The organism is Dysgonomonas mossii (assembly GCF_004569505.1).
Lineage (GTDB): Bacteria > Bacteroidota > Bacteroidia > Bacteroidales > Dysgonomonadaceae > Dysgonomonas.
The window spans coordinates 277,018-302,278 of the sequence record NZ_SPPK01000003.1; the positions used below are offsets into that span (position 1 = coordinate 277,018).

Genomic DNA, 25,261 nt, shown 5'->3' on the forward strand with positions numbered 1-25,261 from the left:
ATGGGATTGGTAAAAACACTGGAAAATATATGGAAGATTGAGGACCTTAGAAAAAGGCTCCTCATCACCTTCTTTTTCGTAGTGATCTATCGCTTCGGAGTTCACATCATCCTTCCCGGAGTAGATCCTCAGCAGCTTGCAAACTTGCATTCGATGACTGCCGGAGGTTTGCTCGGAATATTGGATATGTTCTCGGGAGGTGCATTTGCCAATGCGTCGATCTTTGCATTAGGTATCATGCCTTATATCTCGGCATCAATCGTTATCCAATTGTTGGGTATCGCGATACCATATTTCCAAAAGTTGCAGAGAGAAGGCGAAAGCGGACGTACCAAGATGAACCAATATACACGTTATCTGACAGTGGCAATCCTTGTATTCCAAGGACCTGCATACCTGTTGGGAGCGTTAGGACCTGCAGCCCCTTCTTCATGGGATTTTCTTATTCCTTCTACAATTATTCTTGCGGGAGGTAGTATGTTTGTTCTATGGTTAGGAGAGCGTATCACAGATAAAGGTATAGGTAATGGTGTTTCTTTCATTATCCTTGTGGGTATCATATCACGTCTTCCTCATGCGCTGATCGGTGAATTTACTTCCCGATTGAGCAACCCTGCGGGAGGATTGGTTATGTTTTTGGCAGAAATAGTATTTTTGTTACTGGTTGTTTGCGGAGCAATATTACTGGTACAAGGTACTCGCCGTATACCGGTTCAATATGCTAAGAGAGTAGTGGGTAACAAACAATATGGCGGAGCTCGTCAGTATATTCCACTTAAGGTAAATGCAGCGAACGTAATGCCTATCATCTTTGCTCAGGCAATAATGATGGTGCCTGTTATGTTTGCAGGATTCTCTACCGATAAAACAGGTTTTCTAGGGTCTTTTACCGATCATACAAGTGTAGTATACAATGTTGTACTTGCCGTACTTATTATTGCTTTCACATGGTTCTATACTGCTGTTACCATCAATCCGGTGCAGATGGCAGATGAACTGAAGCGCAACAATGGTTTCATTCCGGGTATCAAACCGGGCAAAAAGACAGCAGACTATATCGACTCGATAATGTCCCGTATAACATTCCCGGGATCATTATTCTTGGCATTGGTTGCTATCATGCCTGCATTTGCAAGTACTTTTGGAGTAAGCCGTGAGTTTTCTCAATTCTTTGGGGGAACATCGTTGCTGATTCTTGTGGGAGTTGTTTTGGATACACTGCAACAAATTGAGAGCCACCTATTGATGAGACATTACGATGGCTTATTGAAATCTGGTAGAATCAAAGGACGTTCGGGTTCGATCGCAGCTTATTAAGGAGGTTTATAAATGATATTCCTGAAAACAGACGAAGAAATTGAATTGATGCGTGAAGCTAACCGCCTGGTGGGTATGACCCTGGGCGAGGTAGCTAAACATATTAAGCCGGGGGTAACTCCTGCTCAGTTAGATAAAATTGCTAAAGAATTTATATACGATCACGGAGCAATCCCTTCTTTCTTAGGATACAAGGGTGCTCCGGGAACCGTAGATTTTCCGGGTGCTATATGTGCTTCGGTAAACGATCAGGTGGTACACGGTTTCCCTACTGATTATATTCTTAAAGATGGAGATGTGATCTCTGTTGATTGCGGTACTGAGAAGAACGGATTTTGTGGCGATTCGGCCTATACATTTTGTGTAGGAGAAGTTGCGGAAGATGTGAAAGCTTTGTTGCGGACAACAAAAGAATCTCTTTATATGGGTATAGAAAAAGCGGTAGAAGGTAATCGTATAGGAGATATCGGTGAGGCTGTGCAGACATATTGCGAGAAACGTGGCTATTCGGTCGTTCGCGAACTGGTTGGACATGGTATAGGTCGTAAGATGCACGAAGCACCCGAGGTTCCTAACTATGGTAAACGAGGTACAGGCCCTTTGTTGAAAAAAGGTATGTGCATCGCCATAGAACCGATGATTAATATGGGAAGCAAGAATGTCGTTTTCGAAAATGATGGGTGGACTATAAGAACTCGTGACCGTAAACCTTCGGCTCACTTTGAGCATACAGTCGCTATTCGTCAGGGGAAAGCAGACATATTATCTACATTTGAATTTGTAGAAGCTGTTTTAGGAAGTAACGCAATTTAAAAAACCTTTTATTTATTTATGGCTAAACAATCGGCAATAGAACAAGACGGAGTTATAGTTGAAGCACTATCAAACGCTATGTTTCGTGTAGAACTCGAAAACGGTCACGAAATCACAGCACATATCTCAGGAAAGATGCGTATGCATTACATTAAAATACTTCCAGGAGATAAGGTACGTGTAGAGATGTCTCCTTATGATTTAACAAAAGGACGGATTTCATTCAGATACAAATAAAAAAAACATAAGATATGAAAGTAAGAGCATCAATTAAGAAGCGTACTGCTGACTGCAAGATTGTCAGAAGAAAAGGTCGCTTATACGTGATAAACAAAAAAAATCCTAAGTTCAAACAACGTCAGGGATAATTTATTAATTTTGCAAATTAATCTAAAAAATATATGGCAATAAGAATAGTTGGGGTCGATTTACCACAAAATAAGAGAGGCGAGATTGCCTTGACATACATTTATGGTATCGGACGTAGCTCTGCTAACAAAATCCTTGCTGAAGCAGGTATTGATAAAGATATCAAGGTAAAAGACTGGAACGATGATCAGGCCGGAGCTGTGCGTGAAATCATCGCTGCTCAGTTTAAAGTAGAAGGAGACTTGCGTTCGGAAGTACAGCTAAACATCAAGCGATTGATGGATATAGGTTGTTACAGAGGTATCCGTCATCGTATCGGTTTACCATTGAGAGGTCAAAGTACTAAGAACAATGCCCGTACACGTAAGGGTAGAAAGAAAACTGTTGCTAACAAGAAAAAAGCTACAAAATAATTAATTTGATATGGCAAAAAAAACAGTCGCAGCGAAAAAGAGAAATGTTAAGGTGGATGCAATTGGCCAGGCTCATGTGCATTCTTCTTTCAACAATATCATTATATCGCTTACAAACAATGATGGGCAGGTTATCAGCTGGTCATCGGCAGGGAAGATGGGTTTCAGAAGCTCAAAAAAGAACACTCCTTACGCAGCTCAGATGGCAGCACAGGATTGTGCTAAAGTAGCATTTGACCTTGGACTAAGAAAGGTGAAAGTATACGTAAAAGGACCGGGCAACGGACGTGAGTCTGCTATCCGTACTATCCATGCAGCAGGAATCGAAGTAACAGAAATCGTTGACGTTACTCCACTTCCTCACAACGGATGTCGTCCTCCAAAACACAGAAGAGTTTAATCAAATTTAAAAATTGGATCTTAAATTGTGATTTGATTACAAAAACCCTCTCTGTAGTCGCGGCTGCACAATTTTAGCTTCATTTCATTATTAATTAGAAAGAAAATGGCAAGATATACTGGACCAAAATCAAAAATCGCCCGTAAATTCGGAGAGCCAATATTCGGACCTGATAAAGTTCTCTCAAAAAAGAACTATCCTCCGGGACAACATGGTAACGGAAGAAAAAAGAAATCGTCCGAGTACGGTATTCAATTACGTGAAAAGCAAAAAGCAAAATATACATACGGAGTACTTGAAAGACAGTTCCGTAATATGTTTGACAGAGCTCTTGCTTCACGTGGAATCACAGGGGAAGTATTACTTCAGATGTTAGAATCAAGATTAGATAATGTTGTATTCCGTCTAGGAATAGCTCCGACAAGAGCAGCAGCACGTCAGCTTGTTTCTCACCGTCATATTGTAGTAGACGGATCTGTGGTAAATATTCCTTCATATTCACTAAAACCAGGCCAATTGGTAGGTGTTCGCGAAAAATCAAAATCACTTGAAGTAGTAGGCGAAGCACTATCTGGTTTTAACCATAGCAAATACCCTTGGATCGAGTGGGATCAAGCTACGATGACAGGAAAATTCTTACATCTTCCTGAAAGAGCGGATATCCCTGAAAACATTAAAGAACAGTTGATCGTAGAGTTGTATTCTAAAAATTAATTAAATTCATGGCTATATTAGCATTTCAAAAACCGGATAAAGTATTGATGTTAGAAGCGGATGATTTCTTCGGAAAATTCGAATTTCGTCCGTTAGAACCCGGGTATGGTATTACCGTGGGTAATGCTTTACGCCGTATTCTGCTTTCATCTCTTGAAGGTTTTGCTATCACTTCTATAAAAATCGACGGTGTCGAACATGAATTTGCAACCGTACCGGGTGTTATAGAAGATGTAACGAATATAATATTGAACTTGAAACAAGTTCGATTCAAGCAAATCGTAGAAGAGATTGAAACAGAAAAGGTAAGTATTACTGTCTCAGGTACCGAAGTATTCAAAGCTGGAGATATAGGGAAGCATCTGTCAGGATTTGAAGTATTAAACCCTGATCTTGTAATTTGTCACCTAGACAAAAGTGCAAGCTTCCAAATAGAATTGAATATTAACAAAGGCCGTGGGTATGTACCTGCTGATGAAAATCGTAGTCTGTCCGACGATGTTAATGTTATAGCTATCGATTCTATTTATACTCCCATCCGTAATGTAAAATATGCGATAGAAAACTATCGTGTAGAGCAGAAGACGGACTATGAGAAATTAGTAATAGAAATAGCAACCGACGGGTCTATTCATCCAAAAGATGCTTTGAAAGAAGCAGCTAAAATCCTTATCCATCACTTTATGTTGTTCTCTGACGAAAAGATTCTTCTTGAACAAAACGAAGTAGATGGTAACGAAGAGTTTGATGAAGAAATCCTGCACATGCGCCAGTTGCTTAAGACTAAGTTATCTGATATGAACCTTTCGGTTCGTGCACTTAACTGTCTGAAGTCAGCAGAAGTGGAAACACTTGGCGAATTGGTTCAGTTCAATAAGAATGACCTTCTTAAATTCAGAAACTTCGGTAAAAAATCGCTTACCGAGCTTGATGAGTTATTGGATAGCCTGAGCCTTTCATTCGGTATGGATATTTCTAAATATAAATTAGATAAAGATTAATAAGCGACATGAGACATAATAAAAAAATTAATCATTTAGGACGTAAAAGTGCACACAGAAATGCGATGTTATCCAATATGTGTACTTCTTTGTTACTTAGTCCTAATAAGCGCATCTTTACGACTGTAGCAAAGGCGAAAGCTTTGAGAAAAGTGGTTGAGCCTATTATTACTAAGTCAAAAGAAGATACAACTCAATCGAGACGTTTGGTTTTTCAGGAACTTCAGAGCAAAGCTGCTGTGACAGAACTGTTCCAAAATATCTCGCAGAAGATAGCCGACCGTCCGGGAGGTTATACACGTATCATCAAGACAGGTAATCGTTTAGGTGACAATGCTTCAATGTGTTTTATCGAATTAGTAGACTATAACGAAAACATGTTGAAAGAGAAGAAAGCTGCATCTAAAGGTAGAACTCGTCGTTCGAAGAAAAAAGAGGATGATGCTCCTGCTGTAGAAGCTAAAGAAACTGCAAAAAAAGCGAAAGCTGAAAAAGCAGAAAAGGTAGAAAAAGCTGAAGAAGTAGAAGCTTTGGAAGTTGCGCCAGAAACTTTGCCGGTAGTTGAAGAAACTGCTGCGCCAGAAGCTCCGGTTGCAGAAGAACCTAAAAAAGAAGAAGAGTAAGAAATTACTCTTTTATATAAAATAAAAAAAGTATCTGGAACCCCAGATACTTTTTTTATTTTTTAAATCGCAGTTTTTAATATGGGCATATTTTAAATTGCGATTTCTTTTTAATATAGTTTTTGTACACTGTGTTTTGTATGAAGGCTGAGAAGTCTCTAAAAAAATATATTATAAAGATGCATTTCTTTTAAAAACGTTGCATAGAAATGCTGCAAAAAATAAAATATTTTTCATTTAATTATATAACTAATTGTTGTATAGGTTTTTTGTGGTGTATTTATTTTTTTATTTTATTGTGAATTTTGTGGAAAGACTAGCTCCGGTATCGTCTACTACAGTCAAAGTATGCTCTCCTTTTTCAGGAATATATTCTTTTTTGTGAAAGATTTCAGTTTCTCCTATATATTGCCCATCAAGATGCCAGAACACACGGCTCTGAGGATTTCTGTGAGCCAGTTCAAATACAAGTTGTCCGGGAGAGCCATCCAGCTGTTTAGGTAGTGAAATGAGGGCATTAGGGAAAGGATAAATAAACTCCATGGGTTTCACATCCGAATCTTTGATGCATTCGGGAGAATAAGGAGGTAGAGAACGATAAGAAGGGTGCTGCTCTTTGTAGTACCATTCCCACGATGGAGGTAGAATGAACCATGATGTATGTATAATACCTCTACTGCCTGCGCAGTTTTCGTAAACCTGATAACGCATATCCTCCGATAGGTGTACAAGTTTATGATATGGGCATGGCTTTGCTTCCAGCCCTTTTTTACAAATCCACATCGTATCTATTTCTGTTTCCGGGCAATTCATGCTTTTCAAGAATCCGCTTTCGTGGCATATCTCTGCTCTTACAAGATCTCGATCAGGTCTTTCGAACCAACGGCTTTGCGGTAATGAGCTGAATATGTCGAACATCACCATGCCCGCAGTACGAGCACCTGTTAGCCCGGGACGTCCTTCTCCGTCAGAATTTCCAACCCAGACGCCAACTACATATTTGGGATTTACGCCTACAGCCCATCCGTCGCGAAATCCAAAGCTGGTTCCCGTTTTCCATGCTATTTTTTGTATAGATGGTATCGACCGCCAGTCTATTTCTTCGGGGCGGTTCAGGTTTGTCAGTGCGTCGAATGTTTGCCAGATTGCTCCTGCCGAAAATAACGGATTCCCGATACGATCGCCTTTCTCTCCATTATTTTTATTCAGTATATAAGAGGGTTGACCCATTTCATAATATCTGCCGTCTTCGTTATAAAAGTTTAATTGCTGCGCCATACTGAGGTACATAGAGCTTATATCCCATAGTTTCCCTTCAGCACCACCTAATATAAGAGACAGACCATAGTTGTCGGCAGAACGGTTGAGTGTAGTCATTCCCGCTTTTTTTAGCAGGTTATAGAATTTGGGTATGCTATAGTTGCGTAGAGATACGACAAACGGGACGTTCAGAGAGCGTGCAAGGGCCTCGGAGGCATAAACGGCCCCATCGTATTGCAAGCTGAAGTTCTTGGGCGCAAACCCTCCTATATTGATCGGTATGTCGGGTAGGAGTTGATTGGGGAGTAATTCTCCCTCTTGCAACATAGCACAATAGAGAAAAGGCTTGAGTATACTGCCTGTACTGCGAGGCGCTTGTATAATGTCTACCTGATTGGCGGAGATATCCTTCTCGAAGTCAACGTTCCCGCAATAGGCGACAACCTCATTCTTTTCTACATCGAAAACTATTGCTGCTATATTTTTAATTCCATTTTGGGCAAATTCTGCATTCCAACGGTTAAGAATAGCTTCTGTCTGCTCCTGTTGGTATTTATCTATGGTCGTTGTTATATGTTTACCTCCATCCTCTTTGTATATGCGGGTAACCAGGTGCGGCGTTATCTGTGGCAGGGCATAAGGCTGAAAGGGTAAGGGTTCGCCCACTGCCAGTTCGTAGTCTATTTTCTCTATAATACCTCGCTGATGAAGTGTTTCCAGTAACTTGTTTCTTTTGTTCAGAAGCTTATCTCTGTTTTTACCGAAGTGCATCAGGCTCGGAGAATTGGGGAGCACGGCGAGGGTTGCTGCTTCTGCCCATGATAGTGTTGCCGCCTGATGTCCGAAGTATCGCCACGATGCAGCGTCAATTCCTACCACATTTCCTCCCATCGGAGCATGAGATGCATACAGATTGAGTATCTCGTCTTTGGAGTATGAAAATTCGAGGCGTGTAGCCAATATCATCTCTATAAACTTCTCTCCGAATGTACGATTCTCTTTCCGAGACAGACGGATGGTTTGCATGGTGATGGTACTTGCTCCGCTCCTGATTTTTCCGCTGCTGATATTCTGTTTTATAGCACGTGCTATTGCTAAAGGGTTTACTCCCCAATGTGCAAGAAAGTGTTGATCTTCGAACTCTATCAAACAGATCTTATATTTTTCAGGGATAGAATCGCTTGTGGGAAAACGCCATTGTTGATCGTCTGCAATACGTGCTCCAAGTAGTTCTTCGTGCCTGTCGGATACAACTGTACTATATGGTACATGGAATAGCGGAGAAGGCAAACAAAATATATACCACACTAGAAGAATGAGACAAATGGGAATCCCTATTTGGTATTTCTTTTTTGCTCCTTTATACTTCTCCCATAAGCGGAAAATAAAAGCTTTGCTCTTTTGTATATATTGTTCAATCATGTATTCTTATAGCATATTTGTGTTCGATGCAATTTTCGCCTTTGCAAACTAACCGGGTTTCGAAGTCCGGAACTTTAACCATGCCCAACGATTGCATCAACCTGACAGAAGCGATATTTCTTGAATCAGTGATCCCTATTATTTCTTTTACATCTTTATTTTTAAGGAAATAACGAATAAGAATGCTCAATGATTCTCTTGCGAGCCCCATACCCTGATACTCGGGCGAAATATTGCAACCGACTTCTGCTATATTTTCGCTAATCTTGAAAGCGCAATCACCTATCACTTTTCCCTGATACACGATAGCCAAGCCTATCCATTGATCTTCTTCGTCCAAATCAGGATTACAGCATCGGCTGACAAAATCGTGTGCTTGTTCCATGGTAAAAGGTTCCCAATATTGATATTTGGCAACTTCGGGTAACGAGCGATAATTGTATATGGCCTCAGTATCGGTTTTTAAGATTGCTCTTAGTTTTATCCTTTCCGAGTGTAGAGCAAAATTCATTTCTTTCTGATTAAATGTTCTTCGATAAGTTCGGCGGATAACTTAATGAATTTAGAACATCGTTTTTTACCATCGGCAGGTTCGGGTTCTTTCTCCAATTCGAGTAAGAGATTCTGACAGATGACTGATTTGTTTTCTTTCTTAAATTCATTCATTAGGTATTGTGCCTTATCAAATGAATATTGTTTCCCTTCCTGATCGTTGGCTTTTGCCGTTCCTGTCTCCAGCCCGGCTATCATTGTCATGGCGGATACAGCTCCGCACATTTCGCGAGTACCGGCCATTCCGCCTCCGAATGTACAGGATAGTTTCAGAGCTGTTTCAGGATCGATACCATATATATCCGCATAAGCTGTAAAAACAGCTTGAGCGCAATTATAACCGCTGTTGAATAAAGCGATTGCTTTTTCTACTCTGTTTTGCATATCGTTCATTTGTTATTAAGAGTTCGGCTATGTAAATGTACGAAAGAAAAGAAAAAGACGAAATGTTTTCTTATTTTTGTACGTTTTCAGATTTTAAATATGGAAAAAGAATCTCAAGGATTTAGTATATGGAAGATATTGCTCCCTACCTTCATCGGTATAGGAGTTATCATATACATGCTTAGCCGCGAGTTTGATATGTCTGATCTCAAACAGATATCCATTACAGAACATACTGTATTCTGGATATGTATTGCCTTTTGTTTTATGTTGGGGCGTGATATCGGCTTTACAATCCGTTATCGCTATCTTACCGAAAAACAATTGTCGTGGATGCAATGTATCAAAGTCACTCTATTGGCTGAATTCGGTTCGGCAATAACACCTTCGGTAGTAGGAGGTTCTACAATGGCTGTTGTTTTCTTGACAAAAGAGAAAATTCCTGTCGGGCGAAGTACGGCAATGGTTTTTGTTACGTTGTTGCTCGACGAAATGTACTTTGTTGTTACATTTCCTATTCTACTTCTTTTTATCCCTTTCGATACTTTATTTTCCGATCATTCGGCCCTTGGTAACGGCGTATTGGTCTTGTTTGCAGTAGCCTATATCATAAAAATGGTTCTGTGTACACTGCTGATAATTGGGCTGTTTTTTAGACCTCAGGCAATACGTTGGCTTATTATTAAGTTCTTTCGATTGCCTTTTTTGAGGCGATGGCACAAAAGTGCAGTGAAGGCGGGCGATGATCTCGTTATTAGTTCCAGAGAAATACGAGGAAAAGGCATCTCTTTTTGGTGGCCTCTGATACTCGCTACCATCTTGTCTTGGGGTTCACGATACCTGGTAGTCAATGCTATCTTTATGGCATTCTTTACTGTGCATGACAACCTGCTTATCTTTGCCCGCCAGTTTGTGATGTGGATTATGATGGTAGTAAGTCCGACACCCGGAGGAAGCGGTTTCAGTGAGTTTATCTTTAAAGAATACCTGAGCGAATTTATACCATTAGTAGGGGTTGTGCCGTTGATGATCCTCTTGTGGCGATTGCTTACCTATTATAATTACCTGTTGGTGGGGGCATTGATTGTTCCTCGGTGGGTGAAGAAATCTTTTGGAAAACAACAAGAAAAGGAGGAGAACTAAATCTCTTTACAATATTTATTATTTCAGACTTCACTTTTAGAAAGTTTCAAAATAAACTATTCTTTATTTTTGACTATTTTCGCAAACGAATAACCAATTAAAAAATTATTGTATGAAATTAAAACTAATATTGCTGTCGGCGTTCTTTATTTCTATACTTACTGCAAATGCACAATCTGTGGTTGGTAAATGGAAAACATTTGATGATGAAACCAAAGAAGCTAAATCGATTGTAGAAATTACCGAACGTGGTGGTAAAATCTATGGAAAAGTGATCGAGATACTCAATCCTGCCAAGAAAGATATAAAATGTAAAGACTGTTCGGGGGCTGATAAAGACAAGCCGGTTCTTGGTCTTGAGATTCTAAAAGGCTTATCTAAAGATGGTAAAGAATATAATGACGGAAAGATACTAGACCCTTCGAATGGCAAACTGTACAAATGTACCGTATCGCTTGACGGAAACGATAAACTGAAAGTAAGAGGCTATGTAGGCATTTCAGCTTTTGGAAGAACACAGGTCTGGACAAGAGTGAAGTAAATCTACGAAGTTGCTAATCTGTGAAAAACCCAATTTTTGTATTAGCTCCCGATTCGTTTAAAGGTTCCATGACAGCCAAGCAAGTGTGTGATGCGATGGAAAGAGGTATAAAAAGAATCTACCCTGAAGCAATATGCATCAAAATACCAATGGCAGATGGAGGAGAGGGAACTGTGCAATCTTTGGTAGATGCTACCGACGGTAAGATATATGAAGAGCCTGTAACGGGTCCGTTGGGATCGGCAGTCTCTGCTAAATATGGAATTCTGGGTGATGGATCTACTGCCGTTATTGAGATGGCTTCGGCAAGTGGGCTTTACTTGATAGATAACGGTAGCCGCAATCCACTTGTGACCACTACATACGGTACAGGTGAGTTGGTTAAGGCTTGTCTCAACAGAGGTGTAACAAAAATAATATTGGGAATAGGAGGTAGCGCTACCAATGATGGTGGCGCAGGCTTCGCCCAAGCGTTAGGGGTCAGATTTCTTGATAAGGAAAATAAAGATCTGCCGTTTGGCGGATTAGCTCTCCGAGAATTGGCGAAGATAGACGTCTCATCTATAGATAAGCGATTGCAAGATATAGATATTGAGGTAGCCTGTGATGTATCCAATCCTTTGTGTGGAGAAAACGGAGCCTCTTTTGTTTTCGCACCGCAGAAAGGAGCTACTGCGGAAATGGTAAGTGCGCTGGACGATGCCTTGCTACACTATGCAGAAGTGATTAAAAATCAACTGGGCAGAGAAGTGAAAGATGTACCGGGAGCCGGTGCTGCCGGAGGTCTCGGAGCCGGATTGCTAACGTTTACAAATGCACGTTTGCAGAAAGGCATCGATATTGTAATAGACTATACTAATCTTAAAGCTGCAATAAAAAAGGCTGATGTGGTATTTACCGGTGAAGGTAAAATAGATTCTCAAACCCAATATGGGAAAACACCTTATGGTGTCGCTCAACTAACACGAGCGGAAGGGAAAAAAGTAATAGCTATTGCAGGAGATCTGGAAAAAGGAGCGCAGGAGTTGTATGCTTCTGTCTTTGATTTTATAATTCCGATTAAACCTGAAAGTGTTTCCCTGGAGGAATCGATGAAAAGAGGAGAGGAGTATGTAGAGCAGGCTATTGCAAACCTCTTGACGAAGCATGAACTATAATTATTGACTAAAATATTATGAAAAAACAAGCTGTTTTATTTTTACTTGCAATCTTTGCTTTGTGTTCTGTACAGGCTCAGACTGTGGATACAATTGAGGTATTCAGTCCTAAAATGAACCGAAGTATAAAAAATGTAATAATTCTTCCTGATGGATATAAGAAGGATGGTACGGTTAAATATCCTGTGCTGTATCTTCTGCATGGCTACTCGGGACGTTATGATTCGTGGGTGTCGCTCAAACCAACACTACCACAAGATGCTACCCGATTGGGGATGATCGTTGTTTGCCCCGATGGACAGAATAGTTGGTATTGGGATAGCCCTATCGATCCTAAATTTCAGTTTGAGACCTATGTGAGCAAAGAATTGGTGCAGTATATCGACCAAAATTATAAAACAATTACCTCACCCAAAGGTCGTGCGATAACAGGGCTTAGTATGGGTGGTCATGGAGGTTTGTGGCTAGGTATAAACCATCCCGATGTTTTTGGTGCATGCGGGTCGATGAGCGGAGGTGTAGATATACGTCCTTTTCCAAACAACTGGGATATGAAATTACGTATAGGTTCGTATAAAGAGAACTCCGAGTTGTGGAATAGCCATACGGTAATCAATCAACTGGATAAGATAGAACCGGGTTCGTTATCTATTATTTTCGATTGCGGAACAGACGACTTCTTCTATCAGGTAAACGAGCAATTGCATAAAGAAATGGTATATCGAAATATTAATCATGATTATATCGTTCGTCCGGGAGGACATACCGGCGAATACTGGAATAACGCGATTGATTATCAAATGCTATTTTTTTATAAGTTTTTTAAGCAGAAATAACTAACTTTACTGTTCTTTGCATCAAATGAATAAATGGAACAGAAAGATGTTATAATCGTAGACCGGCAAGGTATAACCCGTATCGGGATGGAGACGCTGGTAGGTGAGACAAAAAAAGCCTCTTCGGTACTTTTCACGGAAAGCAAATCCGAATTGGTAAGATTGTTGAGCTCTCACCCCGAAGCCGTTGTGATACTGGATTATACCCTGTCTGATTTTATAAGCGTAGATGATTTGCTGAATGTAGGTTATCGTTTTTCGCATGTAAATTGGTTGTTATTCTCCGAAGAACTGAGCTATGAGTTTCTGCGCAGATTGACATCTACAAGTGAAGCCTACAGTATTGTGCTCAAGTCGTCGGGGCTCGACGAGATAAATATTGCACTGGCTCATGTATTAAGGGGCGAACGTTTTATTTGTGCAAGGGTTGCCAACCAATTACTGCAAGCACAGAAAGCTCCTACCGATACTGTGGATCATATATTGACCTCTACAGAAAAAGAAATACTGAAAGAAATAGCCATAGGGCGTACCACAAAAGAAATTGCGGCGAATCGCAATCTTAGCTTTCATACTATCATTACCCACCGTAAGAATATCTTCCGCAAGCTGGAAGTAAACAATGTGCACGAAGCAACGAAATATGCGATGCGTGCAGGACTGATTGATATGGCAGAGTATTATATCTGATTCTCAGATAATATTTATTCATACACTCCTTTTGTTTAGTTACTCTTTTGTCATCCCGACGGAGGAAGGATCTTTGTCGCTAAATATAGATACTTCTTTACCTCAGCATGACAAAAAGAATGTGCAGATACTAACCTTTTTTCTGATTACTTAATATTAATAGAGTCTACACTTCCATTCCCAAACGAAATTTATTTGTCATATGTTCTAAAAAAGTGCTTTAATTAGCGTACTAAGCAAATAATTATATCTTTGTATAAATCGTTATTAATCGATTAATATAAACCAAAACGAAAGAATAGATGCAAAATATTGACAATCAAAAGGAATATAAAGTACTCTTCGTCTGTTTGGGAAATATCTGCCGTTCTCCTGCTGCGGAAGGAATTTTCAAGACGATGGTAAAAGAGCAGGGGTTAAGTGATAAAATTACAGCTGATTCGGCGGGAACGTCAGGATATCATATCGATGAATTGCCCGACTTGCGAATGAGAAAGCATGCAACAAGGAGAGGGTATACGCTGGATTCTTTGTCTCGTAAGTTTACGGTGAACGACTTCGATAATTTTGATCTTATTTTGGTGATGGACGACAACAATCATCGTGATGTAATGCGACTGGCACCCGACTTGGAATCGGAAAAGAAAGTATACCGTATGATGGATTTTTCGCAAGACTTTGTACACGATCACGTACCCGACCCTTACTACTCTGGCGCTGACGGCTTCGAGCTGGTTCTCGATCTGCTGGAAGACTCTTGCGATGGGTTGTTGAATAAAATAAAGAAAGGTGAATTGTAACTAATTCACCTTATCTATTTGCCCTCCTTCAAAGAAGTTGATTATATTTTTTACCACTTCGTGAGCCATATCCCGCCGTGCGCTATAAGTGCCTGTCCCGGCATGAGGGGACAGAATGGCATTATCCAATTCCAATAGTTCCGGGAAAATCTTAGGCTCTTTTTCGAACACATCAAGGCCAGCCGCATATATTTTTCCTGTTTTCAAGGCTGTAGCAAGGGCTTTCTCGTCTACCAGTTGCCCACGGGCAGTATTGATAAGTATAGCACTGTTTTTCATTTTCTTGAATTCGGCTTCTCCCATCAGGTGATAAGTCTCGGGTGTAGCAGGTGCATTAAGCGATACCACGTCCGACTCTTTGAGGAGTGTGTCGAAATCTACATAGGTGGCGTTATACTTCTCTTCAATGTCTTTTGGCAGCCTGTTCCTATTATGATAAATGATGTTCATGCCCGATGCTAAGGCTCTGCGTGCAACCGCCTGCCCGATACGCCCCATGCCATATATACCAAGCGTTTGCCCATAAAGCGAAACACCCAAATCTCCATATATACTCCAATCGAGCCTGACGCCTGAGTGCAGCTTGTGATTGTAATAAGCTACTTTACGAGCTGTTGCCATCATCAGGGCAAAGCACAACTCGGCTGTGGGCTCTAGTACCGATTGGGGAGTATTGGTTACGGCAATGCCTTTCGAGGCTGCGTATTCCACATCTATATTGTTATACCCTACACCATAGTTGGCTATCAGTTTTAGGTTTTTTGCCTTATCTATAATCTCTGCATCTGTCTGAAACGAAAAATTAGGGACGAATACGTCTATGTCGGATATCCGTTCCAAAATTTCATCTTTTGTGAACAGCTTGTTTTCGGGGTATATAATGATAAACTTTCCTTCAAGTCCGGCAAAATCTTCCCGTTTGAAATTATGCCCCATCAATATCTTTTTCATCTTAATGTTTTTAATCTTTTTTCAAACCAAAGTTTCCGTTTGTGATAACTACTGAGTACCCTTTGTTTAACTCTAACGTCCAACCATTCCCCGATAATTTATATCCATCCATATTGGTCGGGTTTGTTATTGTGATTGTTTTCCAATCCGAACTTACTAATGCTCCATCGGTAACTGTTAATGTGCCCCATTCATCTATAACTCTAACGTTAGGGTATACAGTCCCTTTATTTTCAAGAGGCATAATGTTACGTGGGTCAAAGTTTATCCTCATCTTTTTCAATCTTATTTCGAAATGAGGCTGTTCGATAAATTTGGATTTGTATTCTACTATAAGTTTCTGGTTTTTTTCTTCGCGGATTATCTCTTCATTTGTTATCTCCGTGCCATTATATGAGTCCGCAATTTGATTCACGACATCCTTCAAATTTGAAGGAATTTTCACTTGAAAAGCATCAATAAGAAAATTACTGAGATTGGTATTATCATTTATACTTCTGTTCCACCCTTGCTTCCTCTTATCCAATAAATAACCATAGGCAGGGATCGTCTGATAGGCGAAAGAGCGTACAAAAGTGGGATTTTTCATAGATCTATCAATGTTCTTCACAAAGTGTTCTCCCTTTTGTTTTTCGGGTCTTCCACAACTTGCTTCGCCTGTATATTCGGCAAGACCTTCATTGATCTCTAATTTATTTTCCTCAATATCCGCCCCGGGGAAAAGAGATTGCCTGTATTTTCTGAATATAAATACATTCGTCATATGCTCATTAATCTGGGATGTTGTCGATGCCGAAACTGCTTTTTTAAGAGCCTCTAATTCTAATCGTAAGTATATACGGCCATCTTTACTGTCAAGATGAGCACAGTTACCATTACTTTGGCTAAACCCCAGTTTCGGTTGCACAACATGGAACCGTTCATGAAGCAATAAACTTATTCGATCATATTTATTTTCGGGCAAAGGCAGCATCACTGTAGCCCAATCTGTTCCGTTCCATCGGATAGAAGTATTAGCGATATTTTCCTTTTTGGAGAAAATTCCGGTATAGATATGATTGTCTTGTTTTAGTTCGCCTAACGAGTCTTGTACATTCGCATAGATTTCTTTCGTTGCCGGATTAATCAACATGATAGGACCAAAGATATTTTTACCCCAAAGGTTCTTACTTTTCTTTGCCGCAACTTCTGCTTCCTTAAAGTATACATTCGCCTCATCAGTGCGTAAAGCCATTTTCTCTTGACCGAAAGAGCCTAGAGAAACAAACATTAAGATGGTAAATAATATTCTTCTGCCCATTTTATACAGGAATTAAGTAGTTGGTAAAAAATAATGACGTATTTCTTGTATTGAAAGATCTCTGTGTGACACTTTTTACTCTGTAGTGAAAAAAAGAAAATGAGAATGCGAGAGCAATTCTTTTTTATAACTTGCTTTATTTATAAAACACCCGAATCCACCAGTATTTCCCTTATTCGAACCCAATCTATATAGGGTCTATCAGATGTGGGATCATCTAAAACAAGTGGGCAACCCAGAGCCGCATCATCTATGTAAAGATGTCCATAGGCCTTGGGCGATGATGTCCAAAACCGCTGGGTCGGATTTTTCTGGATGCCATACAAAGGTATGCCATTATCTTCAAACCATTTTACGGCTTCTGTCAGTACGTTTTCTTCAACGATGACCTCCTCGCCATTTATTTTTTTCTTCTTTTTGCGGTCGCTGCGCATCGTAAAGAGTATCAGCCGATGCCCCTTATCCGTTAGTTCTTTCAAAACAGGGATTGCGCCAATATCTTTTCCTATATTCGGGAACTCATGTGTTACACATGTCCCGTCAAAATCTATACATATATCCATATTACTTAAAACAGAAATAAAACGCTTTTGTTTACAAATCGAAAAACCCGGATTATAACTAATCCGGGCCTATATCAAAAGAATAATTTTCTGAGAAATTATTACTTGTTTTCAGAAGTTCCGTTTATATCGTCTTCAAGGCCATTTACACCATCTTTGAAGCTTTTTACTCCTTTACCCAATCCTTTCATGAGTTCAGGAATTTTCTTTCCTCCAAACAATAGTAAAACAACAATGGCAATGATGATGATTTCTCCGGTTCCTAAGTTTCCTAAAAATAAAAGAGTGTTCATCTGGCTATTAATTTATATCGTTATACATTTAGATTGCTAAAGTAGTCAGAATAAAATTATTCTTGATAACTTTTTACATCTTTTAAATAAAGGTTTTATTATACTGGGGTGACGAAGTCCGTCGGCTTTTTTACGGTATATACTATAAAAAACATGGTGCTGATGAAGCTTTCTTTATATCCGATTTTTTGTCAAATAGAATTATTTGTCTAATTTAGGGTGCTTAAGAACCAGAACTAATTTATTAATATTATGAGAATTATTAAAATTTCTTTTGCTTTGCTCGTTGCTTTGGTAACAAGCGTTAGTATGTTTGCACAATTGCCTGTATCTCTAGGAGTAAAGGCCGGAATGAATTTGTCCGAGTTGCAAAATGTAGATGATGATAATAAGGTTGGTTTCAATATTGGGCTAACTGCCGAGCTTGCATTACCAAGTAGTTTTTATTTGATGTCGGGACTTGAGTTTACGACGAAAGGAACCAAGGGTAAAAATGTACCAGTTAATGTTTCCGGCACGAAGGATAAAGTTACCTATAATTCGATGTATATTCAATTGCCTATACATGCCGGATATAAACTGGATTTAACACCCGGGACTAAACTCGTATTCCGTGCAGGGCCGTATTTGGCTTATGGAGTAGGGGGAAAAATAAAATCAGATGCAAAACTATTTGAAGATCAGGATTTCTTTGGGGATGATACCAATCGTTTCGATTTTGGAATTGGCGGAGCTGTAGGTGTTGAATTTTTAAATAAAATAAATGTTAGCCTTGGTGCCGATCATGGATTAACTAAAGTGTTTAAAGATACTAAAATCAAAAATCGGGCTGCATATATCAGTGTAGGATATAAATTCTGATCCGTTCTATTGTAAGCTTATTAAGAACTATCTGTCTTGATTTACTTTTTGCATTTTCAGCTATAAAGTTTATCTAATAAGAGAGAGTTCTTTGATATAACAGGGTGACAAAAGGTGGCACTTTAAAACATGCTTAAAAGTGTCACTTTTGTCACTTTTTGATTGTAAGTAGCTGATATTTAGTGAATATGTCTTTGGCTGAATTGTCACTTTTTAGACTTTTATCGACACTTTTTATGGTTTATAGTTGATTCCGGCTTTGCGTGCCTGAGCATGTTGCAGTCTTCTGGGAACATTATAGAGCCTGCCATCTTTTATCAGTCGCGAACCGGTTTGCTTAAACCAGAATGATATGTTATTCGCTATACATAGCTTGTGCAGTTCCATAATCCAGTCGAAATTGCAAGGGCGTGCATCTTGACCCGATTCGCCTCCGGCTGTAATATGCTCTACCCATGACCCGATGTAAGGGTTCAGGTCTATCCTTTCCAAGAGAGGTTCGCATATAATCATTTTGTGTTTGATGGGAGCAGCTTTGTAAATAGGTAGCCTGTAATCGGCTCTGTCTTGATTTTCTACGGTGCAGCAAATGGTGACATTGTCGTAGCCATCGCCCCAATCGTCGGGAAGCCCTACTGTCAGCCGATCGATGCGTTTGGTTATCATCAGAAAGGTTAGGTCGCTTCGTTCCCGTATCATTCGCCAAGCTTCGGGACGCCATTGATCTGCGTCTTTGTTGAAGAAGTCGGATGTGAAACAGGTATATACTTCTGTGCCGGATGGTATTTTGTATTCTCCGTTTCTCTTTTTCCGGATGGGTACATCGAAGCTTTTTGTTTGGGTTACAATCGTGCTGTCTATGCCTCGTCTTGCATCACCACGATACACATAGCAGTGTTTGCAACCTTCGCTTATCTTGTGACAGCCGTGCCACGGATTCCATAGTGCTGACATAATCATTCTTTGTGACTTCAAATATAAGAAAAGCATAGTGAGTTTTTCACTTTATACCAAAAGTTTATATCTTTGTGCACCCATGTAAATTGATTATAAATAACAACCATATAATATGTTCGAAAGTTTAAGTAATAGATTAGAGCGCTCGTTTAAGATACTGAAGGGTGAAGGTAAAATCACCGAAATAAATGTTGCGGAAACCCTAAAGGATGTTCGCCGTGCTTTATTAGATGCCGACGTAAACTATAAGACAGCAAAACAGTTTACCGAGACTGTGAAGGAAAAGGCAATGGGGCAGAATGTGCTTACTGCCGTTAAGCCTGAGCAATTGATGGTGAAGATAGTTCATGACGAACTTGCTTCCTTGATGGGTGGAACCGCTACAGATGTTCATCTGAAAGGCAATCCGGCTGTAATCCTTATGTCGGGTCTTCAGGGTTCGGGTAAGACTACTTTCTCAGGTAAGCTTGCCAAGATGCTGAAGTCTAAGAAAGGTAAGAATCCGTTACTTGTAGCCGGAGACGTTTACCGTCCTGCTGCGATCGAACAGTTGAAGATATTAGGAGAGCAAATCGAAGTTCCTGTATATTGGGAAGAGGGAAGCAAGAACCCGGTACAGATCGCTCAAAATGCAATTAAGCATGCAAAGCAAAATGGGCATGACCTTGTCATCGTCGATACCGCCGGACGTTTGGCTATTGATGAGGAGATGATGAAAGAGATCACAGCGATTAAAGATGCTGTGAAACCTGATGAGATTCTCTTTGTAGTAGACTCCATGACGGGACAGGATGCGGTGAATACTGCGAAGGAATTTAATGACAGGCTCAACTTCGACGGGGTAGTACTTACCAAGCTCGATGGTGATACGCGTGGTGGTGCTGCGCTTTCTATCCGCTCGGTTGTAGACAAGCCAATCAAGTTTGTGGGTACAGGCGAAAAGATGGACGCATTGGATGTATTCCACCCTGAGCGTATGGCAGACCGTATCTTGGGTATGGGTGACATCGTTTCACTCGTAGAAAGAGCACAGGAGCAATACGATGAAGAAGAAGCTCGTCGCCTGCAAAAGAAAATAGCAAAGAATCAGTTTGACTTCAACGACTTTATCGGACAAATACAGCAAATCAAAAAGATGGGTAACCTGAAGGATTTGGCGTCTATGATTCCGGGAGTTGGTAAGGCTATTAAAGATATGGATATTGACGATGATGCTTTCAAGAGTATCGAAGCTATTATTTATTCGATGACACCCAAAGAGCGTTCAACTCCTGAGATCTTGAACGGAAGCCGCCGTGAGCGTATCGCTAAAGGTAGCGGAACATCTATCCAAGAGGTGAATAAGCTTATCAAGCAGTTTGACCAGACTCGTAAGATGATGAAGATGATGACTCAGATGAAGGGTGGCAAAATGCCGAATATGAGAAGGTAATTCTTTATAGAATGATATATAAAAAGAAAATCCGGATCATACGATCCGGATTTTCTTTTTTAGTATATAGATGCCTTACAGGCCTTTTTCGCTTAAGTATCTTTCTGCTTCTATCGCAGCTTGACAACCACTTCCGGCAGCTGTAATAGCTTGACGATATATGGGGTCGGCTACGTCTCCTGCGGCAAAAACGCCTTCTACTCCTGTTTTCGGAGTACCTGGTGTTGTAATGATATATCCTACAGGGTCGAGGTTAAGCTGCGCCTTGAATATGTCAGTATTTGGCTTGTGTCCTATAGCAAGGAAGAATCCGTCGATTTTGATATCGAACTTTTCTTCGTTTGGTTCTCCTAGGTGTCTTACTACATGTACACCTTCTACGCCATTTTCGCCAAATAGTCCTGTAGCGTTACATTCGAATAAGATCTCTATTTTAGGATTTTGCATAGCTCTGTCTTGCATTACCTTCGATGCACGCAGATGTGCTTTACGTACAATAAGATACACTTTCTCGGCTAGTCCAGCCAGATAGATAGCTTCTTCACAAGCAGTGTCTCCACCACCAACAACGGCTACAACCTTCTTGCGATAGAAGAATCCGTCGCATGTAGCACAAGCAGAAACGCCCATGCCAGCATATTTAGTTTCGTCTGATAGACCTAAGTATTTGGCACTCGCACCTGTTGCTATAATAACAGTATCTGCTTCAATCACCTTTTCGCCGTCGATAGTTACTTTGTGTGGATGAGAAGAGAAGTCTGCCGCTGTAGCTATGCCAAAGCGTATATCAGCGCCAAAGCGTGTAGCCTGTTTTTTTAGGTCTTCCATCAGTTCGGGGCCGGTAATACCTTCAGGATATCCCGGGAAGTTTTCAACCTCGGTAGTTGTTGTTAATTGTCCTCCGGGTTGTATTCCTTCATATAGTACCGGAGAAAGATTTGCTCTCGACGCATAAATAGCTGCAGTGTATCCCGCAGGTCCTGAGCCAATAATGAGGCAACGTACTTTTTCGTTCATGTTTTATATTTTTATATGTTTTGTTTATATTTTATACAAAGATATAGAATTTGCTTATATCCTCAAAGGTTATTCGGTTCGTATTTTCTATGTAACGATAAACACAATCTATGTTATCTAAGGTCTACTATTTCTGCACTAGGATAATCTTTCTTATTGAAAGAAAAAGTAGCATCGGAAATATTAGTTCCTGTTTGATAGCTTTTTATAGATAAGATATTTTGTATGCCGGCTTTATCTGTCAGTGTGATCTTTGAGAATACATTGCTGGCTTTATCTATTTGTACCAATATTTTGGTGATGTCTGCATTCTTCTTTTGGGGAATCAGTTCTATTTCCAAAACGGTTTTTCCTCCTGTTCTTTTTTCTCCTTTGTAGGATAGATTATAGCCTTTCTTATAAATACTGAAAAGCATAGAAGGGCTTATTCCTTGTAGCTCTGCACCTGTAGGATTGCTGATGTTTACCTCTTCAGTATCTTTTACATACACCCATTGTGTTTTACCGTCGAACCAAGTAATAGCATCGGGTATTTCTATCTTGAATTTGTCTCCCTTCATATAAGCCTTACCATCGTAGCTATATACCAATTTAGCCTTTGTGTCTTTAGAGTCTAAAGTAAAGCTTGCTACAACCCCTCCGGCTTTGTTGTATGTTTCGGCAGCTTTGTCTAAGATCGATCGTGCATCTTGTGCAGAAATACTCAATGTGAATGCTAACAGTGATATAAGAGAAAGTAACTTTGTTTTCATCTTTTGTTATATTGTTTAGCCTTTTTGACTTTGTTATTCATTAAAGGTTTAAATATTAAACTAGCCTATTCTTTTTTTTCGGCAGAATGATATTGACCATTAAGGAGGCTTAGCCAAATGAATTTAACTTCTGTTCTAAACTGTATTCGTCAGCAATAAGAACATCACGAGCTTTGCTTCCTTGCGTTGGTCCTACTATCCCTGCTGCTTCCAGTTGATCCATCAGGCGACCTGCACGGTTGTATCCGATAGAGAATTTACGCTGTATTAGCGATGTAGATCCTTGCTGGTGAACTACGAGAAGACGTGCAGCTTCTTCAAATAATGGGTCTCGATCGTTGAGGTCGATATTTCCAACTTTGTCTTCACCCATTTCTCCTATATATTCGGGTAGTTCGAATGCGCTCGAATAACCCTGTTGGTTTCCTATATATTGAGCTATGCCCTCTACTTCAGGAGTGTCGACGAAGGCGCACTGGATACGTACAAGGTCACTGCCCTGTGAGAAGAGCATATCTCCACGTCCGATCAATTGATTGGCACCCGACATGTCAAGTATCGTGCGGGAGTCGATCTGTGAAGTGACACGGAAAGCCATACGGGCAGGGAAGTTCGCTTTTATAGTTCCTGTAATGATATTTGTTGTCGGACGTTGTGTTGCTATCACCATGTGCATACCCACAGCACGAGCCTTTTGGGCAATACGGGCGATAGGCATTTCTATCTCTTTTCCGGCAGTCATTATCAGGTCTCCAAACTCGTCGATGATAATAACCAGATAGGGGAGAAAGCGGTGTCCTTTCAATGGGTTTAGTCGGCGTTTGCGGAACTTCTCATTGTATTCTTTTATATTACGCACTCCGGCATTCATAAGCAGCTCATAACGATCATCCATCTCTTTAGTCAGAGAGTTTAGCGTCTGAGTTACTTTGGTAACATCGGTGATAATTGCTTTTTCTGCGTCAGGGAGTTTTGCCAGATAGTGTTTCTCTATTCTTGAATAAATATTGAACTCCACCATCTTTGGGTCAACTAACACCATCTTCATTTCGGCCGGATGCTTTTTGTATAGTAACGAAGTTATTATGGCATTCAAACCTACCGATTTTCCTTGTCCTGTTGCCCCTGCTACCAGTAAGTGAGGCATCTTGCATAGGTCGAACATGAAAATCTCATTCGTGATTGTCTTCCCTAAAGCAACGGGGAGATCGAAAGCACATTCCTGAAATTTGCGAGAGGCAATTACAGATTGCATGGATACTATTTGAGGATCTTTGTTCGGGACCTCAATTCCTATCGTTCCTTTACCCGGCATAGGGGCAATAATACGTATACCCAGAGCCGAGAGGCTAAGAGCTATGTCATCTTCAAGGTTGCGGATCTTTGAGATACGTACACCTGCTTTTGGTACTATTTCGTATAGGGTGATTGTAGGTCCTACAGTTGCTTTGATGGATGTGATCTCGATGCCATAATTTTGTAAGGTCGTGATGATCTTACTCTTGTTGGCATTCTGTTCCTCCATATCCACTCCTTTGCCTGTCATGTCATATATTTTCAGCAATTCTGTAGATGGAAAATGGAAGTTGGATAGATCTTTGGTCGGATCGTATTCTTCCATCTCTTCGCCTTCGGGCAAGAAATCCGGAACATTTTCCGTATTTGTAAGCGGCTGAGGATTTACCGGAGGAGTAAATGTGTTTTGTGTAGGAGTAAATTCTTCATCCTCAGGGATAACAATCTCGAAGTCGTTGTCTATCTTCATCGAGGTTGCCGGCTTGTCCTTTGTTTTCTTATCCTTTGTTGTAGTTGTAGGCAATATGAAGTCCTCCCCGAAGTCCTCCGTTTCGGGCGATTGATCATCCTCTTTTTTCTTTCTCCTTAGAAAGCTAAACCAGCTTTTCTTTTCTTCAGCCGGAAGCTCTTCTTCATATACCTCTTCTTCCTCTTCAATTATATTTTCTTCCTCCTGATTAGAGTTTTTTAGTGGGTTCTTAAATAGACCACGGAAGAATTCCATAGAAGCTTTCTTTGTAATGATAAGGAATATAATGAGTAGAAGAATGATAATCATAATAACGCCTGGTATACCCAATGCGGCTTCCAGTATTCTTTCTACCCACATTCCGTGACGACCACCCCAAAGGATGTTGCTTCCGTCGTTTATCAGTCTGGAAATAAAAGCACATGTAATAGAACCCCACACAAGGGCATAAGCCATAAGCAGGAATGAACGGATAGCTGAAATGTTGACGACACGCATCAGTTTCAAGCCCATCAGGATGAGATATACAGGTATAAGCAAAGAGAATACTCCAAACCAATTGTTTATAAGCTTTTCTGCTACGAATGCACCTACAACGCCTGTCCAGTTGCTTATTTCCTGTTTGTGAGAAATAAGATCAAGAAAGAATTTATTTGTTACCTTGCTTTGGTCGGCAGCACCTGTAAAGAAAAATGATATTTCTCCCAGTAGTATGTATGCCCCAAAAAATGAGAGACAGACTCCCAATAAGAATTTTGTACGCTCTTTTTTTATGAATTCGATGAAAGAGGTTCTTTTATCTTGAGTTTTCTTTTTCCTGACTGTTTTTTTTGCCATATAGTGAAGCGGTAAAGCTTTTTATTTTTCTTTTAAGTAGGTTATCTTCGATACAAAGATAACTCTTTTTCAGAAAGATTATCCTTGCTGTTTCTTCT

At 40.2% G+C, this 25,261-nt stretch carries 28 protein-coding genes; 17 read left to right on the top strand and 11 right to left on the bottom strand.

Annotation, left to right across the window (positions count from 1 at the left end; translation table 11 throughout):
- From secY to rplQ, 9 genes are all read left to right on the top strand, one after another.
- Window positions 1-1,317: a preprotein translocase subunit SecY gene (secY, locus tag E4T88_RS11210; protein WP_135105520.1), complete on the top strand. Its 1,317-nt coding sequence runs from the start codon at window positions 1-3 to the stop codon at window positions 1,315-1,317.
- 12 nt (window positions 1,318-1,329) lie between these two features.
- Window positions 1,330-2,130, top strand: coding sequence for a type I methionyl aminopeptidase (map, locus tag E4T88_RS11215; RefSeq protein WP_135105521.1), 801 nt, complete (start codon window positions 1,330-1,332; stop codon window positions 2,128-2,130).
- A gap of 18 nt (window positions 2,131-2,148) precedes the next feature.
- The gene (gene infA / locus E4T88_RS11220; RefSeq protein ID WP_006841806.1) at window positions 2,149-2,367 is read left to right on the top strand and encodes a translation initiation factor IF-1; all 219 of its coding nucleotides are present in this window, start codon (window positions 2,149-2,151) and stop codon (window positions 2,365-2,367) included.
- Window positions 2,368-2,381: 14 nt separating this feature from the next.
- Complete coding sequence (gene ykgO / locus E4T88_RS11225) at window positions 2,382-2,498, top strand: type B 50S ribosomal protein L36 (protein ID WP_006841807.1); 117 nt, start codon at window positions 2,382-2,384, stop codon at window positions 2,496-2,498.
- 33 nt (window positions 2,499-2,531) lie between these two features.
- A complete protein-coding gene (gene rpsM, locus E4T88_RS11230; RefSeq protein ID WP_135105522.1) occupies window positions 2,532-2,912 on the top strand; it encodes a 30S ribosomal protein S13 in 381 nt (126 codons plus the stop codon).
- 10 nt (window positions 2,913-2,922) lie between these two features.
- Window positions 2,923-3,312, top strand: a complete 390-nt coding sequence (gene rpsK, locus E4T88_RS11235; protein WP_006841809.1) for a 30S ribosomal protein S11 — start codon at window positions 2,923-2,925, stop codon at window positions 3,310-3,312.
- A gap of 105 nt (window positions 3,313-3,417) precedes the next feature.
- Window positions 3,418-4,026, top strand: coding sequence for a 30S ribosomal protein S4 (gene rpsD / locus E4T88_RS11240; RefSeq protein ID WP_006841810.1), 609 nt, complete (start codon window positions 3,418-3,420; stop codon window positions 4,024-4,026).
- Window positions 4,027-4,034: 8 nt separating this feature from the next.
- The gene (locus E4T88_RS11245) at window positions 4,035-5,027 is read left to right on the top strand and encodes a DNA-directed RNA polymerase subunit alpha (RefSeq protein ID WP_006841811.1); all 993 of its coding nucleotides are present in this window, start codon (window positions 4,035-4,037) and stop codon (window positions 5,025-5,027) included.
- Between the two features lie 8 nt (window positions 5,028-5,035).
- Window positions 5,036-5,650, top strand: a complete 615-nt coding sequence (gene rplQ, locus E4T88_RS11250) for a 50S ribosomal protein L17 (RefSeq protein WP_135105523.1) — start codon at window positions 5,036-5,038, stop codon at window positions 5,648-5,650.
- Window positions 5,651-5,938: 288 nt separating this feature from the next.
- On the opposite strand, the gene pbpC is transcribed toward rplQ, so the two are convergent.
- The 3 genes from pbpC to E4T88_RS11265 are packed head-to-tail and all read right to left on the bottom strand — an operon-like array spanning window position 5,939 to window position 9,268.
- A complete protein-coding gene (pbpC, locus tag E4T88_RS11255) occupies window positions 5,939-8,332 on the bottom strand; it encodes a penicillin-binding protein 1C (RefSeq protein ID WP_135105524.1) in 2,394 nt (797 codons plus the stop codon).
- Window positions 8,325-8,843: a GNAT family N-acetyltransferase gene (locus tag E4T88_RS11260; protein WP_135105525.1), complete on the bottom strand. Its 519-nt coding sequence runs from the start codon at window positions 8,841-8,843 to the stop codon at window positions 8,325-8,327. The genes pbpC and E4T88_RS11260 overlap by 8 nt, the downstream gene beginning before the upstream one ends.
- Window positions 8,840-9,268, bottom strand: coding sequence for a C-GCAxxG-C-C family protein (locus E4T88_RS11265; protein WP_228093887.1), 429 nt, complete (start codon window positions 9,266-9,268; stop codon window positions 8,840-8,842). Before E4T88_RS11265 ends, E4T88_RS11260 begins: the two co-directional genes overlap by 4 nt.
- Before the next feature lie 99 nt (window positions 9,269-9,367).
- On the opposite strand from E4T88_RS11265, the gene E4T88_RS11270 reads away from it, so the two are divergent.
- From E4T88_RS11270 to E4T88_RS11295, 6 genes are all read left to right on the top strand, one after another.
- On the top strand, window positions 9,368-10,411 hold the full coding sequence (locus E4T88_RS11270; RefSeq protein ID WP_135105527.1) for a lysylphosphatidylglycerol synthase transmembrane domain-containing protein: 1,044 nt from the start codon (window positions 9,368-9,370) through the stop codon (window positions 10,409-10,411).
- Window positions 10,412-10,523: 112 nt separating this feature from the next.
- On the top strand, window positions 10,524-10,952 hold the full coding sequence (locus E4T88_RS11275; protein WP_135105528.1) for a DUF2147 domain-containing protein: 429 nt from the start codon (window positions 10,524-10,526) through the stop codon (window positions 10,950-10,952).
- Window positions 10,953-10,972: 20 nt separating this feature from the next.
- Window positions 10,973-12,109 (top strand): glycerate kinase, encoded by a 1,137-nt coding sequence (locus tag E4T88_RS11280; protein ID WP_135105529.1) that lies wholly within the window; start codon window positions 10,973-10,975, stop codon window positions 12,107-12,109.
- A gap of 17 nt (window positions 12,110-12,126) precedes the next feature.
- Window positions 12,127-12,945 (top strand): alpha/beta hydrolase, encoded by an 819-nt coding sequence (locus tag E4T88_RS11285; RefSeq protein WP_135105530.1) that lies wholly within the window; start codon window positions 12,127-12,129, stop codon window positions 12,943-12,945.
- A 33-nt stretch (window positions 12,946-12,978) separates the two neighbouring features.
- Window positions 12,979-13,635: a helix-turn-helix transcriptional regulator gene (locus E4T88_RS11290; protein ID WP_135105531.1), complete on the top strand. Its 657-nt coding sequence runs from the start codon at window positions 12,979-12,981 to the stop codon at window positions 13,633-13,635.
- 302 nt (window positions 13,636-13,937) lie between these two features.
- A complete protein-coding gene (locus E4T88_RS11295; RefSeq protein ID WP_135105532.1) occupies window positions 13,938-14,435 on the top strand; it encodes a low molecular weight protein-tyrosine-phosphatase in 498 nt (165 codons plus the stop codon).
- Here the strand turns inward: E4T88_RS11295 and E4T88_RS11300 are convergent, their stop codons facing one another.
- From E4T88_RS11300 to tatA, 4 genes are all read right to left on the bottom strand, one after another.
- A complete protein-coding gene (locus tag E4T88_RS11300) occupies window positions 14,436-15,386 on the bottom strand; it encodes an NAD(P)-dependent oxidoreductase (protein ID WP_135105533.1) in 951 nt (316 codons plus the stop codon).
- A 10-nt stretch (window positions 15,387-15,396) separates the two neighbouring features.
- Complete coding sequence (locus E4T88_RS11305) at window positions 15,397-16,686, bottom strand: hypothetical protein (RefSeq protein WP_135105534.1); 1,290 nt, start codon at window positions 16,684-16,686, stop codon at window positions 15,397-15,399.
- Window positions 16,687-16,826: 140 nt separating this feature from the next.
- Entirely contained in the window at window positions 16,827-17,249 is a 423-nt protein-coding gene (locus E4T88_RS11310) for a hypothetical protein (protein ID WP_135105535.1), read from the bottom strand.
- A gap of 101 nt (window positions 17,250-17,350) precedes the next feature.
- Complete coding sequence (tatA, locus tag E4T88_RS11315) at window positions 17,351-17,542, bottom strand: twin-arginine translocase TatA/TatE family subunit (RefSeq protein WP_006841825.1); 192 nt, start codon at window positions 17,540-17,542, stop codon at window positions 17,351-17,353.
- A 252-nt stretch (window positions 17,543-17,794) separates the two neighbouring features.
- Here tatA and E4T88_RS11320 point away from each other — a divergent pair, with 252 nt between their 5' ends.
- Entirely contained in the window at window positions 17,795-18,403 is a 609-nt protein-coding gene (locus tag E4T88_RS11320) for a porin family protein (RefSeq protein WP_135105536.1), read from the top strand.
- 234 nt (window positions 18,404-18,637) lie between these two features.
- Here E4T88_RS11320 and E4T88_RS11325 read toward each other — a convergent pair whose 3' ends face one another.
- Window positions 18,638-19,357 (bottom strand): DUF5131 family protein, encoded by a 720-nt coding sequence (locus E4T88_RS11325; RefSeq protein ID WP_135105537.1) that lies wholly within the window; start codon window positions 19,355-19,357, stop codon window positions 18,638-18,640.
- Between the two features lie 115 nt (window positions 19,358-19,472).
- Here E4T88_RS11325 and ffh point away from each other — a divergent pair, with 115 nt between their 5' ends.
- Complete coding sequence (ffh, locus tag E4T88_RS11330; RefSeq protein WP_135105538.1) at window positions 19,473-20,792, top strand: signal recognition particle protein; 1,320 nt, start codon at window positions 19,473-19,475, stop codon at window positions 20,790-20,792.
- A 75-nt stretch (window positions 20,793-20,867) separates the two neighbouring features.
- On the opposite strand, the gene trxB is transcribed toward ffh, so the two are convergent.
- The 3 genes from trxB to E4T88_RS11345 form a co-directional block, all read right to left on the bottom strand.
- Window positions 20,868-21,809 (bottom strand): thioredoxin-disulfide reductase, encoded by a 942-nt coding sequence (gene trxB, locus E4T88_RS11335; protein WP_135105539.1) that lies wholly within the window; start codon window positions 21,807-21,809, stop codon window positions 20,868-20,870.
- Between the two features lie 113 nt (window positions 21,810-21,922).
- Window positions 21,923-22,561, bottom strand: coding sequence for an outer membrane lipoprotein periplasmic chaperone LolA1 (lolA1, locus tag E4T88_RS11340; protein ID WP_135105540.1), 639 nt, complete (start codon window positions 22,559-22,561; stop codon window positions 21,923-21,925).
- Between the two features lie 109 nt (window positions 22,562-22,670).
- Window positions 22,671-25,163, bottom strand: a complete 2,493-nt coding sequence (locus E4T88_RS11345) for an FtsK/SpoIIIE family DNA translocase (protein WP_135105541.1) — start codon at window positions 25,161-25,163, stop codon at window positions 22,671-22,673.
- Window positions 25,164-25,261 lie beyond the last annotated feature (98 nt).

What these genes read in the sequence shown, in the direction of transcription:
- ykgO (WP_006841807.1), top strand. Translation starts at nt 2,382, where the DNA reads ATGAAAGTAAGAGCATCAATTAAGAAGCGTACTGCTGACTGCAAGATT.
- E4T88_RS11295 (WP_135105532.1), top strand. Translation starts at nt 13,938, where the DNA reads ATGCAAAATATTGACAATCAAAAGGAATATAAAGTACTCTTCGTCTGT.
- ffh (WP_135105538.1), top strand. Translation starts at nt 19,473, where the DNA reads ATGTTCGAAAGTTTAAGTAATAGATTAGAGCGCTCGTTTAAGATACTG.
- E4T88_RS11345 (WP_135105541.1), bottom strand. Translation starts at nt 25,163, where the DNA reads ATGGCAAAAAAAACAGTCAGGAAAAAGAAAACTCAAGATAAAAGAACC.
- secY (WP_135105520.1), top strand. Translation starts at nt 1, where the DNA reads ATGGGATTGGTAAAAACACTGGAAAATATATGGAAGATTGAGGACCTT.
- rplQ (WP_135105523.1), top strand. Translation starts at nt 5,036, where the DNA reads ATGAGACATAATAAAAAAATTAATCATTTAGGACGTAAAAGTGCACAC.
- E4T88_RS11310 (WP_135105535.1), bottom strand. Translation starts at nt 17,249, where the DNA reads ATGGATATATGTATAGATTTTGACGGGACATGTGTAACACATGAGTTC.
- E4T88_RS11275 (WP_135105528.1), top strand. Translation starts at nt 10,524, where the DNA reads ATGAAATTAAAACTAATATTGCTGTCGGCGTTCTTTATTTCTATACTT.
- E4T88_RS11300 (WP_135105533.1), bottom strand. Translation starts at nt 15,386, where the DNA reads ATGAAAAAGATATTGATGGGGCATAATTTCAAACGGGAAGATTTTGCC.
- E4T88_RS11290 (WP_135105531.1), top strand. Translation starts at nt 12,979, where the DNA reads ATGGAACAGAAAGATGTTATAATCGTAGACCGGCAAGGTATAACCCGT.
- infA (WP_006841806.1), top strand. Translation starts at nt 2,149, where the DNA reads ATGGCTAAACAATCGGCAATAGAACAAGACGGAGTTATAGTTGAAGCA.
- E4T88_RS11245 (WP_006841811.1), top strand. Translation starts at nt 4,035, where the DNA reads ATGGCTATATTAGCATTTCAAAAACCGGATAAAGTATTGATGTTAGAA.
- E4T88_RS11265 (WP_228093887.1), bottom strand. Translation starts at nt 9,268, where the DNA reads ATGCAAAACAGAGTAGAAAAAGCAATCGCTTTATTCAACAGCGGTTAT.
- rpsK (WP_006841809.1), top strand. Translation starts at nt 2,923, where the DNA reads ATGGCAAAAAAAACAGTCGCAGCGAAAAAGAGAAATGTTAAGGTGGAT.
- E4T88_RS11285 (WP_135105530.1), top strand. Translation starts at nt 12,127, where the DNA reads ATGAAAAAACAAGCTGTTTTATTTTTACTTGCAATCTTTGCTTTGTGT.
- lolA1 (WP_135105540.1), bottom strand. Translation starts at nt 22,561, where the DNA reads ATGAAAACAAAGTTACTTTCTCTTATATCACTGTTAGCATTCACATTG.
- E4T88_RS11325 (WP_135105537.1), bottom strand. Translation starts at nt 19,357, where the DNA reads ATGTCAGCACTATGGAATCCGTGGCACGGCTGTCACAAGATAAGCGAA.
- E4T88_RS11260 (WP_135105525.1), bottom strand. Translation starts at nt 8,843, where the DNA reads ATGAATTTTGCTCTACACTCGGAAAGGATAAAACTAAGAGCAATCTTA.
- trxB (WP_135105539.1), bottom strand. Translation starts at nt 21,809, where the DNA reads ATGAACGAAAAAGTACGTTGCCTCATTATTGGCTCAGGACCTGCGGGA.
- rpsM (WP_135105522.1), top strand. Translation starts at nt 2,532, where the DNA reads ATGGCAATAAGAATAGTTGGGGTCGATTTACCACAAAATAAGAGAGGC.
- E4T88_RS11320 (WP_135105536.1), top strand. Translation starts at nt 17,795, where the DNA reads ATGAGAATTATTAAAATTTCTTTTGCTTTGCTCGTTGCTTTGGTAACA.
- pbpC (WP_135105524.1), bottom strand. Translation starts at nt 8,332, where the DNA reads ATGATTGAACAATATATACAAAAGAGCAAAGCTTTTATTTTCCGCTTA.
- map (WP_135105521.1), top strand. Translation starts at nt 1,330, where the DNA reads ATGATATTCCTGAAAACAGACGAAGAAATTGAATTGATGCGTGAAGCT.
- E4T88_RS11305 (WP_135105534.1), bottom strand. Translation starts at nt 16,686, where the DNA reads ATGGGCAGAAGAATATTATTTACCATCTTAATGTTTGTTTCTCTAGGC.
- E4T88_RS11270 (WP_135105527.1), top strand. Translation starts at nt 9,368, where the DNA reads ATGGAAAAAGAATCTCAAGGATTTAGTATATGGAAGATATTGCTCCCT.
- tatA (WP_006841825.1), bottom strand. Translation starts at nt 17,542, where the DNA reads ATGAACACTCTTTTATTTTTAGGAAACTTAGGAACCGGAGAAATCATC.
- rpsD (WP_006841810.1), top strand. Translation starts at nt 3,418, where the DNA reads ATGGCAAGATATACTGGACCAAAATCAAAAATCGCCCGTAAATTCGGA.